General features: G+C 64.7%; 11 protein-coding genes. 10 read left to right on the top strand and 1 reads right to left on the bottom strand.

The annotated features are described in order from the left end of the window. Positions 1–74: 74 nt before the first annotated feature. From ACBR42_RS00145 to ACBR42_RS00120, 6 genes are all read left to right on the top strand, one after another. Positions 75–761: a YggS family pyridoxal phosphate-dependent enzyme gene (locus tag ACBR42_RS00145; protein WP_102324753.1), complete on the top strand. Its 687-nt coding sequence runs from the start codon at positions 75–77 to the stop codon at positions 759–761. 124 nt (positions 762–885) lie between these two features. Then, entirely contained in the window at positions 886–2,886 is a 2,001-nt protein-coding gene (locus ACBR42_RS00140) for a potassium transporter Kup (RefSeq protein WP_102324754.1), read from the top strand. 5 nt (positions 2,887–2,891) lie between these two features. After that, the gene (hemW, locus tag ACBR42_RS00135) at positions 2,892–4,079 is read left to right on the top strand and encodes a radical SAM family heme chaperone HemW (protein ID WP_371207002.1); all 1,188 of its coding nucleotides are present in this window, start codon (positions 2,892–2,894) and stop codon (positions 4,077–4,079) included. Between the two features lie 52 nt (positions 4,080–4,131). Next, the gene (locus ACBR42_RS00130) at positions 4,132–5,253 is read left to right on the top strand and encodes a nucleoside hydrolase (protein ID WP_371207001.1); all 1,122 of its coding nucleotides are present in this window, start codon (positions 4,132–4,134) and stop codon (positions 5,251–5,253) included. 19 nt (positions 5,254–5,272) lie between these two features. Beyond that, positions 5,273–5,716, top strand: coding sequence for a DUF1489 family protein (locus tag ACBR42_RS00125; RefSeq protein ID WP_110546969.1), 444 nt, complete (start codon positions 5,273–5,275; stop codon positions 5,714–5,716). Positions 5,717–5,763: 47 nt separating this feature from the next. Then, positions 5,764–6,804, top strand: a complete 1,041-nt coding sequence (locus ACBR42_RS00120) for a transglycosylase SLT domain-containing protein (protein WP_371207154.1) — start codon at positions 5,764–5,766, stop codon at positions 6,802–6,804. A gap of 14 nt (positions 6,805–6,818) precedes the next feature. Here the strand turns inward: ACBR42_RS00120 and ACBR42_RS00115 are convergent, their stop codons facing one another. Next, entirely contained in the window at positions 6,819–8,768 is a 1,950-nt protein-coding gene (locus tag ACBR42_RS00115; RefSeq protein ID WP_371207000.1) for a glycoside hydrolase family 3 C-terminal domain-containing protein, read from the bottom strand. Positions 8,769–9,065: 297 nt separating this feature from the next. On the opposite strand from ACBR42_RS00115, the gene ACBR42_RS00110 reads away from it, so the two are divergent. From ACBR42_RS00110 to holA, 4 genes are all read left to right on the top strand, one after another. After that, positions 9,066–9,599 carry a DUF3576 domain-containing protein gene (locus tag ACBR42_RS00110; protein ID WP_371206998.1) on the top strand — a complete coding sequence of 178 codons (534 nt, stop codon included), beginning with the start codon at positions 9,066–9,068 and terminating at the stop codon, positions 9,597–9,599. 107 nt (positions 9,600–9,706) lie between these two features. Further along, entirely contained in the window at positions 9,707–12,340 is a 2,634-nt protein-coding gene (gene leuS / locus ACBR42_RS00105) for a leucine--tRNA ligase (RefSeq protein ID WP_371206997.1), read from the top strand. A 2-nt stretch (positions 12,341–12,342) separates the two neighbouring features. Continuing rightward, entirely contained in the window at positions 12,343–13,179 is an 837-nt protein-coding gene (locus ACBR42_RS00100) for an LPS assembly lipoprotein LptE (protein ID WP_132305517.1), read from the top strand. Beyond that, on the top strand, positions 13,176–14,195 hold the full coding sequence (gene holA / locus ACBR42_RS00095; protein ID WP_371206996.1) for a DNA polymerase III subunit delta: 1,020 nt from the start codon (positions 13,176–13,178) through the stop codon (positions 14,193–14,195). The genes ACBR42_RS00100 and holA overlap by 4 nt, the downstream gene beginning before the upstream one ends. Positions 14,196–14,481: the final 286 nt, after the last annotated feature.

Genomic DNA, 14,481 nt, shown 5'->3' with positions numbered 1-14,481 from the left:
ACCTGAGAACGGTGGCGCATGGACGGCCGGACCGGGGACTTGACCGGGGAGGTATTCAGGCCAAGCCTAGAGCCATGTCAACATCCGCATCCATAGCAGATGCCCTGTCGGGCATCCGCACCCGTATCGCGGCCAGCGCGCGCGCCGCTGGCCGTGACCCTTCCAGCGTGGATCTGGTCGCCGTTTCCAAGTTCCATCCGCAATCCAGCGTCATCGCGGCCCTTGAGGCCGGGCAGCGCCTTTTCGGTGAAAACCGCGTGCAGGAAGCGGCCGCGAAATTTCCGGACCTGCGCGCCCGCTGGCCCGACCTGCGGCTGCACATCATCGGTGGCCTGCAGACCAACAAGGCAGCGGAAGCCGTACGGATCGCGGACATGATCGAAAGCCTCGACCGGCCTTCCCTGTCCGATGCGATCGCGCGCGGCGCGGATAAGGCGGGCAGGCTGCCGGGCCTGCTGGTACAGGTCAATACGGGCGACGAAACCCAGAAATCCGGCATAAGGCTGGAAGACGCCGACAGGTTCATTGAAGACAGCCTGACCCGTTTCGGCCCGTCGGTGCGGGGGCTTATGTGCATCCCCCCGCACGATCAGGACCCGACACCCCATTTCCGCCTGCTGGCCGACATGGCAACGCGCCACGGCCTGCCGGTCGTGTCCATGGGCATGTCAGCCGATTTCGAGCAGGCGATTGCCTGTGGCGCCACGCTGGTACGGGTGGGCAGCGCCATTTTCGGGGCGCGGCCAGCCCACCCCTGTTAACGATGTGAATAGCACCTGCGTAGATACGGCCCTTGCTGTGCATGGGTCGAGACGGTAATGCGGGATTATCCGGTCGCGATCTGATGCCGGTTTTCTGTCTTTATTGCCGCGGAGCCGTCACGACATGACGCAACCCACGGGGCCTTCTGCCCCCGGATCATCAACGACGCCGGATGGCGGTGGCCACACCGCCGCCGCCGCGGACAAGAACCCCGCGCCGTCCAAGATTACCGAATACGGTGCCGACCAGCACGAACACGCCGCCAACCCGGTAGGCTTTGCCGCGCTGCTGGGGGTGCTGGGGGTGGTGTTCGGCGATATCGGCACAAGCCCGATCTACGCCCTGCGTTCGACCATCATGGTCGTATCGCAGCACCATAAGATCGAACCGTGGGAAGTGCTGGGCGTCCTCAGCCTTATCATCTGGTCGCTGTTCCTGATCGTGACGGTAAAATACGTCATCCTGATCATGCGCGCCGACCATAATGGTGAGGGCGGGATCATATCCCTCATGTCGCTGGCGCAACGCGTGGCCCCCAGCAACCGGCTGCGCATTGGCCTTGGCATGGTCGGAATCGCGGGGGCCTGCCTGTTCTTTGGCGATGGTATGATTACCCCCGCCATTTCGGTCCTGTCCGCGGTGGAAGGGCTGGAAGTCAGCTTTCCCGCCGCCCACGACCTTGTCATTCCCATCGCGCTGCTGGTGCTGGTCGGGCTGTTTTCCGTGCAGAGCTACGGCACGGGCAAGGTAGGGGCCATATTCGGGCCGATCATGCTGGTATGGTTCAGCCTGCTGGGCATACTGGGTGCGCTCCAGATCCTGCATCACCCCACGGTTCTGCTGGCCATATCGCCCACCTATGCGGTGCAGTTCATCGTCTATCACGGCTGGCTTTCGTTCATCGCGCTTGGCTCCGTCGTGCTGTCGGTCACGGGTGCGGAAGCGCTTTATGCCGATATGGGGCATTTCGGCCGCCAGCCCATCCGCTATGCGTGGCTGTTCTGCGTGCTGCCGTGCCTTGCGCTGAACTATCTGGGTCAGGGCGCGCTGATCATCACCAGCCCCGAGGCACTGGCCAACCCGTTCTTTCTGCTCGGTCCGCACTGGCTGCAGGTGCCGATGATCATCCTGTCCACCATGGCCACGGTCATCGCCAGCCAGGCGGGGATTTCGGGCGGCTTCTCCCTATGCCGCCAGATCATCCAGCTTGGCTACCTGCCGCGCATGCGCGTCACCCACACCAATGCGGAGGAAGAGGGCCAGATCTACCTGCCGGAATTCAACCGCTTCCTCATGGTCGGCGCGCTGCTGCTGGTGCTGAGCTTCCGCAGTTCGGAAGCCCTGGCCTCCGCCTACGGCATTGCGGTGACGGGCACGTTCATGTGTACCTGCGTGCTGGCGATGGTGGTATTCCGCAGGCTGTACCACTGGTCGCGGCCTGCCGCGATTGCGACCTTTGGCGGCTTCTTCCTGCTTGATACGACGTTCTTCGCGTCCAATGCGCTCAAGATCCCGCAGGGTGGCTGGGTGCCTGTCTTGCTGGGCATTGTCCTGACACTCATGATGACGACATGGAAAAAAGGTCGCCAGCTCATCATGAACCGGCAGAAGCAGGACAGCATGCCGATGAACTCGTTCCTTGCGCGCCTGCCGCAGTCACGCATCATCCGCGTTCCGGGCACGGCCGTCTACATGACCGGCAACCCCGATTTCGTGCCTGCGTGCCTGCTGCACAACCTCAAGCATAACAAGGTGCTGCATGATCATGTGCTGTTCGTGACCGTGCAGACACTGGACCAGCCCGAAGCCGATCATGGCCACCGTGTCGCGCTGCAGGAACTTGCACCCGATATTTACCGGATCATCCTGCGTTACGGCTTCATGGAAATGCCAAACCTGCCCCGCGCGCTGGAAGACCTGAAGGCCAACGGCCTTGATTTCGACGCGTTGCAGGCATCGTATTTCACCAGCCGGGAACTGCTGGTGCGTTCGTCCGTGCCCAAGCTTTCGCGCTGGCGCATGTCGCTGTTCCTGTTCATGGCGCGCAATGCGACGCCGGCCACGGAATTCTTCCGCATCCCGCCGGACCGGGTGGTCGAACTGGGCGTGCGGCTGGGGATCTGATCCGCATGGATGACCCGATGGGCAGGGAAGAACCACTGGCGCTTTATGTGCACTGGCCGTTCTGCCTGTCCAAATGTCCCTACTGTGATTTCAATAGCCATGTACGCGCGGAAATCCCGCGCGCGCGCTTTGGCAATGCCCTGCGGCGCGAACTGGCGCATGAAGCGGGCCGGATGGGGGAACGGGCGGAACGTCCGGTGGTCAGTTCCATCTTCTTCGGCGGGGGCACGCCATCCCTCATGGCGCCGGAGACGGTCGCCGGACTGATCGAGGATACGCGCACGCTGTTCGGCATGACGGACGACGTGGAAATCACGCTCGAAGCCAATCCGACCAGCGTGGAAACCGGGCTGCTGCGCGCCTTCCGCGATGCGGGGGTCAACCGCATTTCCATGGGTATCCAGAGCCTTGAACCCGAAGCCCTGCGCTTTCTGGGCCGTGAACACGATGCGCCACAGGCCATCGCGGCGCTGGAAACCGCGCGCGCCCTGTTCAGCCGCATTTCCTTCGACCTGATCTATGCGCGCCCGGGGCAGGATGCGCGGGCATGGCGGCGGGAACTGGATGCGGCGCTGGCGCTGGTGTCGGATCACCTGTCGCTGTACCAGTTGACGATCGAACCCGGCACCCGTTTTGAAAGCCTGTTCCGTCAGGGCCGGTTCCACCTGCCCGATGATGATGACGCCGCGGCCCTGTATGAACTGACAGCGGACGTTGCGGCGACGCACGGGCTGCGGGGCTACGAAATCTCGAACTACGCCCGTCCGGGGGCTGAAAGCCGCCATAACCTGACATACTGGCGTTATGGCGACTATCTGGGCATAGGCCCCGGCGCGCACGGGCGGCTGACGCGCAATGGCGCGACCTTCGCCACGCGCCGCCACCGCGCGCCCGAACCATGGGCCGAACGGGTGGAGCGCACCGGCACCGGTGCCCACCCCGAGGAACGGCTGGATAACCGCGACCGCGCGCGGGAAATGCTGCTTATGGGCCTGCGGCTGGCCGAAGGCATTTCCACCACGCGTTTTCGCCGCCGTACCGGCATGACCGTGCCCGACGCAACCGATCCCGACATACTGCACGCAGCAATCGGGGAAGAATATCTGGTCCATGATCAGGCCACCGGCATACTGCGCGCGACGGCTGCGGGCCGCCTGCGGCTGGAAAGCCTGCTTGCCGCGCTGGTGCTTTAGGAATTTAGGCAATACGATGGCGGATGCGCATCCACGGCAAGGAGTTCACCGCGTGCTTTCTTCCATCCTGTCGCTTCCCGCCCGGCTGGCTACCTGCGCCGCAGCCCTGACCCTTATGGCCTCCACCGCTTTCGCGGCTCCCGCGCCGGCATCCGACGGGCCCGAACTGGTGATCGAGGATAATGATTTCCTTGGCCCCGGTGGGTCGGACCAGCTTTCCACCATTCCGCTCCTGTTCAACCCGCATGTGCGCGTACTGGGCTTTACGGTCGTATCGGGCGATGGATGGGAAAACGCGGAATCCGCCCATCTGCGCCGCCTGCTGGAAATCGTGGGCCGGACCGATGTGCCGGTGGCTGATGGCGCGGTCTACCCGCTGGTCAACACGCGCGCGGCGATGCAGGTGCATGAACAGCAGTTCGGCGCCATACCATGGAAAGGCGCATGGGGTGGCCTTGGTTCCATAGACAAGGCGCCTGACGTGCAGCCCGCCATTCCCGCCATGAAGGAAGGAGCGCCGCATCTTGCCCCCGTGGCGCAGAGTGCGGCGCAGTTCCTGATCGAACAGGTGCATGCCCACCCGCATGAAGTGACCATCATTGCCGCGGGTCCGCTGACCAATCTGGCGCTTGCCATACGCCAGGATCCGACTTTCGCCGCCACGGCGAAGCAGCTTATCTTCATGGGCGGCATGCTGGATACGAGCATGATGTCCATTACCGGCAATGCGGATTTTGCTTCCGATTTCAATATGATCTTCGACCCCGAAGCCGCGCACATCACGCTGACCGCGCCATGGAAAGCGATTACGGGGGTCGGCAGCGTTTCGAACGATCTCATGCTGTCGCGGGCATATCTGGACCGGATCACCAGCAAAAAGACACCGCTTACCGCCTATATCGGCCGTTACTACGACCCGCTGCCCCTGTGGGATGAACTGACCACCGCCATCGCGACCGATCCCACGCTCATCACCTCCGCTGTGGATGCGCGCATGGATATCGACACCAGCCGTGGCCCGCATTACGGCCACGCCTTTGTCGTGCCGGACGCACTGGCCCCGCATGACAGCCCCATGCGTCCGGTCCATATCGTGCGCACGGTGGACAGCGACCGGTTCCGGGAAATGTTCCTCCGTCAGGCGCAGACGGACCTGCCCGCCCACACACAGTAAGGACGGGGAAGCGCATCGCATGCTGCACATGGTCAAACTGGCGGTTGGTATCCAGTCGATCGAGGATCTGGCTCGCCGCCAGTCCCACCAGACACCGCCGGTTGATGACCTTGACGGCACGGATGCCACGGGCATGCCGTGGTTCCGCACCCGCATGTATCCACGAAGGGCAGCGGAAATTGTCGATGGCGGGTCCATCTACCGCGTGATCGCGGGCCGTATCCTGTGTCGGCAGCGCATTACCGCAATCCGTCCCGACACGCGCGATGATGGCGCATCCTGCGCGCTGGTGGTGATGGACCCCGAAATCATCCCGGTCTCGCCCCGCGCCATGCGTCCGTTCCAGGGCTGGCGTTACCTCCGCCCCGAGGACGCGCCACCCGACCTGACCGCCAATGGCCATACCGGCGACGTGCTGCCCGAAGCCTTACGCAACGAACTGGCTGAACTGTGTCTGATCTGATCGCGCCACCACGACCTGCCCCGCTTCCCGCCCCGACACTGCGCGGCCTGACACGCCTGCTGCTGCTGGGCATGGCAGGGCTTGGCCTTGCCGGGTGCGCCAGTTCCGGCGGTTCGCGCTACGGCAACTATTACGAAGGCAAGGCCGCCTACCGCCCCCCCGGTCCCCCATCAGACCCGTGGCAGCCCTATATCAATGATGCGTCGAACCGCTTTTCGGTGCCGCCGGAATGGATACGCGCCGTTATCCAGAAGGAATCGGGGGGCCATGAATATATCGATGGCCACCTGACCCGTTCGGCCAGCGGGGCAATCGGCCTCATGCAGCTCATGCCGCCCACCTATGCCGACATGCAGCGCCGCAATCACCTTGGCTCCGACCCGTATGACCCGCACAACAACATTCTGGCGGGAACGGCCTATATCCGCATCCTTTACGGCCTGTATGGCGCACCGGGGTTCCTTGCGGCCTATAACGCGGGCACGGAACGACTGAACGACTATCTGGAAAACGGCCGTCCGCTGCCAAGCCAGACGGTGCGCTACCTGCGGATCATCACACCCAACCTTGGCACGCAGGTCGCCCTGAGTGGCCCGCTGGCGGTCTACGGCGCGCCGTCGCAGCCGGTAAGCACCAACCCGCCCCCGCTGGGCAGGGGCAACACGGTCCAGCCAGACCATACCTATATCCAGTACGCAACACTTAACCCGCCCGCCCCCGTGCAGCACCGCACCGCCTGTGTACAGGACGCAAATCTTGCGTACCAGCCCGGCACGGCCAACTGCCGCACCGACACCCGCGCCGCCGCACCGCCCGCGACCAGCACGGGCGTGGATTACGGGACATGGATGGTGCAGGTCGGCGCCTTCTCGGCGGAGGGACAGGCCCGCTTCGCCACCACCATGGCGCGGCAGGGCGATTTTGCGCAGCTACAGGGCGCGCGCAGCATGGTCATACCGGTCAACAGACCGGCTGGCGTGATCTATCGCGCCCGTCTGGCCGGTCTGTCACAGGTGGCGGCGGTATCGGCATGCGCCACGCTTAAAAATCAGGGGCTACCCTGTTCCGTCATCAGGCCGGGACAGTAGGGCGGCCCATAGCCTTATTCCGCCGCAACACCCGGCAGGGGCGCGTTTTCCAGCGCGCCCGGCACATGCAGCGCGGGCAGGTGAAGGGTGACATGGCGCAGCAGCATGACGGATGAGAAGCCGAGCGAAAGCGTGTAGTCCCCCGCCGCCACATTCCAGTTCCCGCTCCCCTGCTCCCATTGCCCAAGTAGTCGCAGGCTGACGGGCACGCCCAGCCGCACCGTATGGCCCGGCGCAACCATGATACTGCGCCACCCCGCAAGCCGCCGCGACGCACCGGGCATGTCAGGCGGCATTTCCGCATAAAGCTGCGGCGTCGCCCTTACCGGCCCGCCCCCTGGATTGGTCAGGGAAAAGCTGGCGAGCAGGTGATTGCCCTCACGGGTTACATGCAGATCGCCCAGCGTGAGGTGACTGCGCGTGGACAGGCCATAGCCGAAGGGAAACAGCGGCACGATATGCGCAGATGCGAAGGCCCGGTAATCCGCATCAGCCATGCCCGGCGGGTAGAACCCGCCGGTCAGGGTTACGGGCAGATGACCGGAAAAATCCTGCTGTCCGGACAGCAGGGCGGCAAGGGCCTGGGCATATTCATCGCGCCATGCCCAGGCCTGCACCACGCTGTCCACCATATCCAGCCATGGCATCTGCCGGTCCGGGTCATCGGCAGTCAGGACCACCGCGACATGACCGCCAAGATCGGCCAGTGTGGTAATCAGCCTGTTATCGTCATTACTGCCGGTCAGCATCAGTATCCGCGCGGCCTGTGTCGCGGCGGGCGGCGGGGATGCGCCCGGGCCATCCGGCACGGTGGTGGTGGTAACAGTCAGTCCCGCATGGCGCAGGGCCGCCGCCAGCAGATCACCGGCAGGACGCATGGCATTACGTGTCAGCAGCAGCACCGGGCCAAGGGCCGGATCGAAAGGCAGGACCCGGTTCTCGTTCTGGAGCAGGACGGCGCCCTCCATCTCCACATCGCTCACCAGCGTATCGTTAGTTCCCGGCGGCGTTGACGCATTGCGCGTGCTGGCGAATGGCGGGGGATGGTCAAGGCTGCCCGCCATGTAAAAGGACGCCAGAATATGGGTCGCCATGGCCTGTACCTGCGCGGGCTTTATAGTACCGGCCTGCACCGCCTGCCGCAGGACTGCGCCGAACACATCATGCCCGTCTTCACCGGCCGCGACCTGTTCCATATCGACCCCGGCCGCAACGGCGGCAATTGCGGGGTCCGCGTCATCTTCCTTCATGGAGCGGCCTGCCCCACCGGGCGGGGCGATGACCATGCCGGGGAAGCGCCATGCGTCATGTACCATGGCGCCCAGATCGGTCACGGTCGGGCATGGGGCCATGCCACCGCATAATATGGCCCCGCCATGGGCGATCTCCAGCGCCATGGCCACCCCCAGCAGGCTATGGGATGCAAGCCGGGCGGCGGGAACTGGCTGCGCGCGCGCGGGCACGGTGCCATCGGCGCGTGCCTGTTCCTCCGCCACGACCGAACCGAATACCGGCAGCACATGCCCCGCCAGCAGGCCCGCGCCGATCACCCCCGCCATCGTGCCGGACAGGACTTCATCCTCACCAGCCTGAAGCCGGCCCGAGGGCAGCAGGTCCACCCCGCCCACGCGCACGACCGCGCGGCCATGCTGCCATTCAGCCCGTGCCCGTGCCGTTCCCGCGCGATGTGCAAGATCAGGGTCCCATGTCGCGGCCAGGGCCAGCCATGGCAGCATCGGGCTGGCATTGCCCGCACCCGACTGCATGGGTGCGGAAAAATCCGGCATGCGCAGGACGGGCAGACCCAGACGGGGCACGCCGGGCCATGCCAGCAGCCCGCTGCCGCCCGCACCCGTCGGACGCGCCTGCACCACCGCCTGCTGTTCGGCAGGCTGCATGCGCGCGGCCATCTCCGCGGCATGCACGGCGCCCTGAGCATTTCCTACGCCTGCATGGGCTAACATTGGGGTTCCGGCCCCCAGCAGGCTCACCGCGCACAGCATGGCTGCACGCCATCTGGCTGAATGTTTCATCCTGTCCCGTTACTGTTGAAAAATCCCCTTATTTTTGCGCCTTAATGCCCCGGTTGTCACGCAACGCAAGGTAAAATGGCCATGCGACTTGGCGGGACAGGCGGGGCAGGATATGAAGAACAGACAATGCGACAGGCCAGAACGCATCCCGCCCGGTATCGCCAGCGGGGCAGGCGCATGGCCGGATTACCACATGCGGGGGCCATCCCCGGCGTCCACAGAGGCATCATGACCCTTCGCCCGTCCTATCCCGCCCCCTCCGCCACGCATGCGGGCCGCCGCCTGCTACCCCGCGCGGCCCTGCCCACCCTTCTGGCGACCGCCGTGCTGGCGGGCTGCGGCAGTGCACCGCAACATGACAAAAGCGGGCTGGCCATACCGCAGAATCGCCTGCTGAAGGAAGATCGCGGCGCCAATGGCGGCTCCACCCCGCTGGAGAATGACGGGGTCAACGCCTTCCTGTGGCGCGGGGCGCTGGATACGCTGTCTTTCATGCCGTTCTCGTCAGCCGATGCGGTGGCGGGCGTGATCCTGACGGACTGGTACACCCCGCCTGCGACCAAGGATGAACGCTTCAAGATCACCTGCTTCATCCTGTCGCGCAGCCTGCGTTCGGATGCGCTGCGGGTATCGGTTTTCCGTCAGGTTTATGAAAACAGCCAGTGGGTCGATACCCCCGTTGCGGCCAATACCGTATCCGACATCACGGCCCGTATCCTGACCCGCGCGCGCCAGCTCCGCACCGATAGCGGACAGCACTGATCCTCTGGCGCCGCCACTTCCTTTTTCCCGCCGGGTAGCCCACCGGGCCGCCCGCGCCCTTTCCCGCAGGCCCCGTCGCCTGCCACCGCATACCGAACCAGAAGAAGATGACTGAAACCAGCACCCCACCGGACAGCACCGCCCCCGCCTACGATTTCCACACGGCAGAGCCGCAGTGGCAGGAACGCTGGGCGTCATCGGGCATCTTCGATGTTCCCGACGTGCCCCCCGCCGACCGGCCCAAATATTATGTGCTGGAGATGTTCCCCTACCCGTCGGGCCAGCTTCACATGGGGCATGTGCGCAACTACACGCTTGGTGATGTGGTGGCGCGTTACAAGCGCGCGCGCGGCTTCAGCGTACTGCACCCGATGGGCTGGGACGCCTTCGGCCTGCCCGCCGAAAACGCGGCGCGCGAACGTGGCGTGCATCCGGGCAAGTGGACGATGGACAACATCGCCGCCATGCGCGCCACGCTCAAGCGGCTGGGCTTTTCCTTCAACTGGGACCGCGAAATCGCGACCTGCCTGCCGGAATACTATGGCAAGCAGCAGAAGCTGTTCATCGATATGCTGCGTGGCGGGCTGGTTGAACGCCGCGAAAGCTGGGTCAACTGGGACCCCGTGGACAATACCGTTCTGGCCAACGAACAGGTGGTGGACGGGCGCGGCTGGCGTTCGGGCGCGCTGATCGAACAGAAGAAGCTTTCGCAGTGGTTCCTGAAGATCACCCAGTTCGCCCCGCAACTGCTGGATGGCCTGTCCACCCTGTCCCGCTGGCCCGAACGGGTGCGGACCATGCAGGAACGCTGGATCGGCCGATCGGAAGGGGCGAAAGTCCGCTTCGGGCTGCATGAACCCCCGGCAGGTTTCGACACCGACCTTGATTCGGTCGAAGTATTCACCACCCGTCCCGATACGCTGTTCGGCATGTCCTTCCTGGCCATTGCCGCCGACCATCCGCTCGCGGCCAAGGTTGCGGCCAACAATCCGGGCGCACAGGAATTCATTGCCGAATGCCACCGGCTGGGCACATCGGAAGAAGCGATCGAGACGGCGGAAAAGCGTGGTTTTGACACTGGCCTGCGCGTAGCACACCCCTTCCTGCCCGATCAGTCCTTTCCGGTATGGATCGCGAATTTCGTGCTGATGGATTACGGCACGGGCGCCGTGTTCGGCTGCCCCTGCGGCGACCAGCGCGATTTCGATTTCGCCCGCAAATACAACCTTCCCTTCGCCACGGTCATCCTGCCGCCCGGCGAGGAAGCGGCCACCTTCACCACGACGGACAAACCGTATGAAGGACAGGGCACCCTGTTCAATTCCGGCTTTCTGGACGGGCTGGACACGGATGCGGCCAAAAAGGAAGCCATTTCCCGGCTGGAAGGCATGGGGATCGGTCAGGGTGTCGTCAACTGGCGGCTGCGCGACTGGGGCATTTCGCGCCAGCGCTACTGGGGCTGCCCCATCCCGGTCATCCACTGCACCGACTGCGGCGCGCAGCCCGTGCCCGACGACCAGCTTCCCGTCACCCTGCCCGAGGACGTGACCTTCGAACGTCCCGGCAACCCGCTGGAACACCACCCGACATGGAAGCATGTGGCCTGCCCGTCCTGTGGCAGGCCCGCACTGCGTGAAACCGACACCTGCGACACGTTTGTCGACAGTTCGTGGTATTTCGCCCGCTTCACCGCCCCGCATGCCGCCGCCCCGACCTTACCGGCCGCAGCGGATGGCTGGCTGCCGGTGGACCAGTATATCGGCGGCATCGAACACGCGATCCTGCACCTGCTGTATGCGCGCTTCTTCACCCGCGCCATGCACGAGACCGGGCACCTGCATGTGGATGAACCCTTTGCCGGCCTGTTCACGCAGGGGATGGTCAATCACGAAAGCTATCGTGACGCCGCAGGCAACTGGCTCTATCCCGATGAAGTCGAGCGCCGGGGGGATACCGCCGTCCGCCGCGACACCGGCGCACCGGTCACTATCGGCCGCGTGGAAAAGATGTCCAAGTCCAAGCGCAACACGGTTGCCCCTGTCGCCATCATCGAACGCTTCGGCGCCGATACGGCGCGGTGGTTCGTGCTGTCTGACAGCCCGCCGGAACGCGATATGGAATGGACGGAAGCCGGTGTCGCGGCTGCCGCGCGCTTCCTGCAGCGTCTGTTCCGCGTGGTCCGCACCGTGGCGGAACAGACCTCCGCTGACACCGCCTGCCCCGAGACGCTGTCCCGCGCGGCGGACAGCCTGCGCCGGACCACGCACCGCACCATCGTTGCGGTAACGGACGCGCTGGAAGCCTTCAGCGCCAACGTGGCCGTGGCCCGCCTGCATGAACTGACCTCCGCCCTGACCGATGCGGAAAAGACAGCGGGCGAGGACGGCATGGCGTTTGCCCGGCGCGAAGCCGCAAGTGTCATCTCCCTTCTGATAGCCCCCATGGTTCCGCATCAGGCGGAAGCCATGATAGCGCTGCTGGAACCGGCGGGTAAGCCGGTGGTGGAACGGACATGGCCGACCGCCATTCCCGAACTGCTCAAGGCCAGTGAACTGACCATCGCGGTGCAGATCATGGGCAAGCTGCGTGGTACGATCGCCGTCCCGCCGGACATGCCCGCGGACGAAGTGATTGCGCTTGCGCAGGCGGAACCGAATGTCGCGCGCCTGCTGGAAGGTGCGCGGATCGTAAAGCGCATCCACGTGCCCGGTCGTATCGTCAACTTCGTGGTTGCGAAATAGACATGGCCCATCCCGTCGTCCGTTACACCGGCCTGATCTGCACGCTGCTTGCGCTGGCAGGCTGCGGCTTTTCCCCGATGTACAAGACGACGGGCACCCATCTGGGCGCGGATGGCAAGCCGACCGTGGGGAACGTGCTGGCGGAACTGAAGCAGGTTTACGTGCCGCTGATCAAGGAACGCTACGGCCAGCAGCTACGCCAGTTCCTGCAGCAGGACATGTCGGGCGACGGGCCTGAAAACCCCACCCGGTACTCGCTGCACATCGGCACCTACCTCATGAACGAGGCCGTCGACATCCATGCCGACAACACCAGTGGCCGCACCCGCACCACAGCCTTCGCCCACTGGCAGCTTTACACCATTGCGGAGGACCCGCAGCTTCTGGCCAGCGGCGATGCCTCGGTGGTGGATGGCGTCAACAACAATTACGAACAGTATTTTGCCCTGACGCTGAATCTGGAAAACGTCCGCACCCGTGTTGCGAAGAACATGGCGGACCAGATTACACAGCAGGTCAGCGTGTGGTTCCGCACGCATGCCAAGCCAGCCGTCAACGGGTCGGTCGCGGGCAGGAACCAGCCGCGCTATACCGACCCCAACGCCATCGTCAATCCAAACAACCAGATGCCCGCCCAGGCACCGGGCGCCGATGGCCTGCCCGCGCTGGCGACAGGCCGGACCGACGCACAGCTTAACGAACAGAATAACGAAGATATGGACGTGTCCACCGGGTCCGGCACGACGACGGATACAACGCCTGCCCGCAGCCATGCCGGGTCCGATGATAATGATAATGACACATCGGGCATCAGTATCGGGGGCAACGAAAACCAGTGAAGATCGACGCCCGCGCCACCAGTGCAACCCTGCAGGCGCCGGGCGCGCTGCGGGCCATCATCCTGCATGGGGATGATGCGGGCCTGATCCGCGAACGCGCCACGACCGCCGCCCGGGCGATCTGCCCCGACCTGAACGATCCCTTCCGCGTTGCCGTGCTGGGACGTGACGAGCATGACCGGCTGGAGGAGGAAGTCACTGCCCTTTCACTGGTTGGTGGCCGTCGCGTGATCTGGGTGCGTGACGCGGGTGACGGGTTGCTTGCTCCGCTTCAGCGCAGTCTGGCGCAGCCATCCGATACGCTGGTCATCGTGGAGGCAGCGGGACTACCCGCGCGCGCCAGACTCCGCGCCTTTGCGGAAAAGGACAGACTGTGCGGCGTCATAGGCTGTTACCCGGAGGAAGGTCGCGCACTTGAGGGCGCGATCCGGCAGATGCTGTCAGCACAGAATGTCGGCATCGACCCCGATGCGCTGGGATGGATGGTTGAACACGCCGGACCGGACCGCGCGGCGACCCGCAGCGAGGTGGAAAAGCTGGCGTTGTTCGCGGGCGCGGGTGGCAGGCTGGGGCTTGAGGACGTGCGCGCCTGCGTGGGCGATGCCGCCGGAGTCTCGCTGGAAGACGCGGCCTTTGCTGCCATGGCGGGAGATCGCAAGGCGGCGGACGCGGCAGCCGAACGGGCACTGACCACCGATGGCAGCAGCCCCATCGCCCTTGCGCGCGCGTTGCTGTCGCACATCCATCGCCTGCGCCGCGCACGGATTGCCGTCGATGGCGGCATGAGCCGGGCCGATGCCATGCGCCAGTTGCGTCCGCCCGTATTTTTCAAGCGCACGGACAGTTTCACGCAGGCGCTGGGGCACTGGTCCGCTGCTGCCCTGCTGCGCGCGGCAGAGGAAACGCAGGCGCTGGAACTGGCCTGCAAACAGACCGGCAGCCCCGATATCGTATTGTGCCTGCGCCATGTCGCCCGCCTGTGCGCGCAGGCGCAGCAGGACCGCAGGCGGCGGTAAGTGCGAAATATGCCCACCCTGCCCTGAAACACCTTGCCGGGGTGCGTGTCCTCGGTTAGAAAACGCCTGTGTGTGTCCGCGTAGCTCAGCCGGATAGAGCACAGGATTCCTGGTTTTCAATTGGGCGTCACGACGGGAAACCACGTGACGGATCTGCTCAAATTCGGGGAACGCTCTGGTTTCATACCGTGCCAATCCCGAGCCAAGGCCGGTTCACCCGGCAAGGTGTAGAGACTGGATGGGCAGCACCTGCAGGCCGTTCGCGGCCCATGGTGAAGGGACAGTC

The sequence above is a fragment of the Komagataeibacter sp. SM21 genome (assembly GCF_041402665.1).
GTDB lineage: Bacteria > Pseudomonadota > Alphaproteobacteria > Acetobacterales > Acetobacteraceae > Komagataeibacter > Komagataeibacter saccharivorans.
The sequence above is the reverse complement of the archived record's forward strand: the minus strand, read 5'-3'. Positions and strand labels throughout refer to the sequence as shown.

What these genes read in the sequence shown, in the direction of transcription:
- ACBR42_RS00145 (WP_102324753.1), top strand. Translation starts at nt 75, where the DNA reads ATGTCAACATCCGCATCCATAGCAGATGCCCTGTCGGGCATCCGCACC.
- ACBR42_RS00140 (WP_102324754.1), top strand. Translation starts at nt 886, where the DNA reads ATGACGCAACCCACGGGGCCTTCTGCCCCCGGATCATCAACGACGCCG.
- hemW (WP_371207002.1), top strand. Translation starts at nt 2,892, where the DNA reads ATGGATGACCCGATGGGCAGGGAAGAACCACTGGCGCTTTATGTGCAC.
- ACBR42_RS00125 (WP_110546969.1), top strand. Translation starts at nt 5,273, where the DNA reads ATGCTGCACATGGTCAAACTGGCGGTTGGTATCCAGTCGATCGAGGAT.
- ACBR42_RS00115 (WP_371207000.1), bottom strand. Translation starts at nt 8,768, where the DNA reads ATGTTAGCCCATGCAGGCGTAGGAAATGCTCAGGGCGCCGTGCATGCC.
- ACBR42_RS00110 (WP_371206998.1), top strand. Translation starts at nt 9,066, where the DNA reads ATGACCCTTCGCCCGTCCTATCCCGCCCCCTCCGCCACGCATGCGGGC.
- leuS (WP_371206997.1), top strand. Translation starts at nt 9,707, where the DNA reads ATGACTGAAACCAGCACCCCACCGGACAGCACCGCCCCCGCCTACGAT.
- ACBR42_RS00100 (WP_132305517.1), top strand. Translation starts at nt 12,343, where the DNA reads ATGGCCCATCCCGTCGTCCGTTACACCGGCCTGATCTGCACGCTGCTT.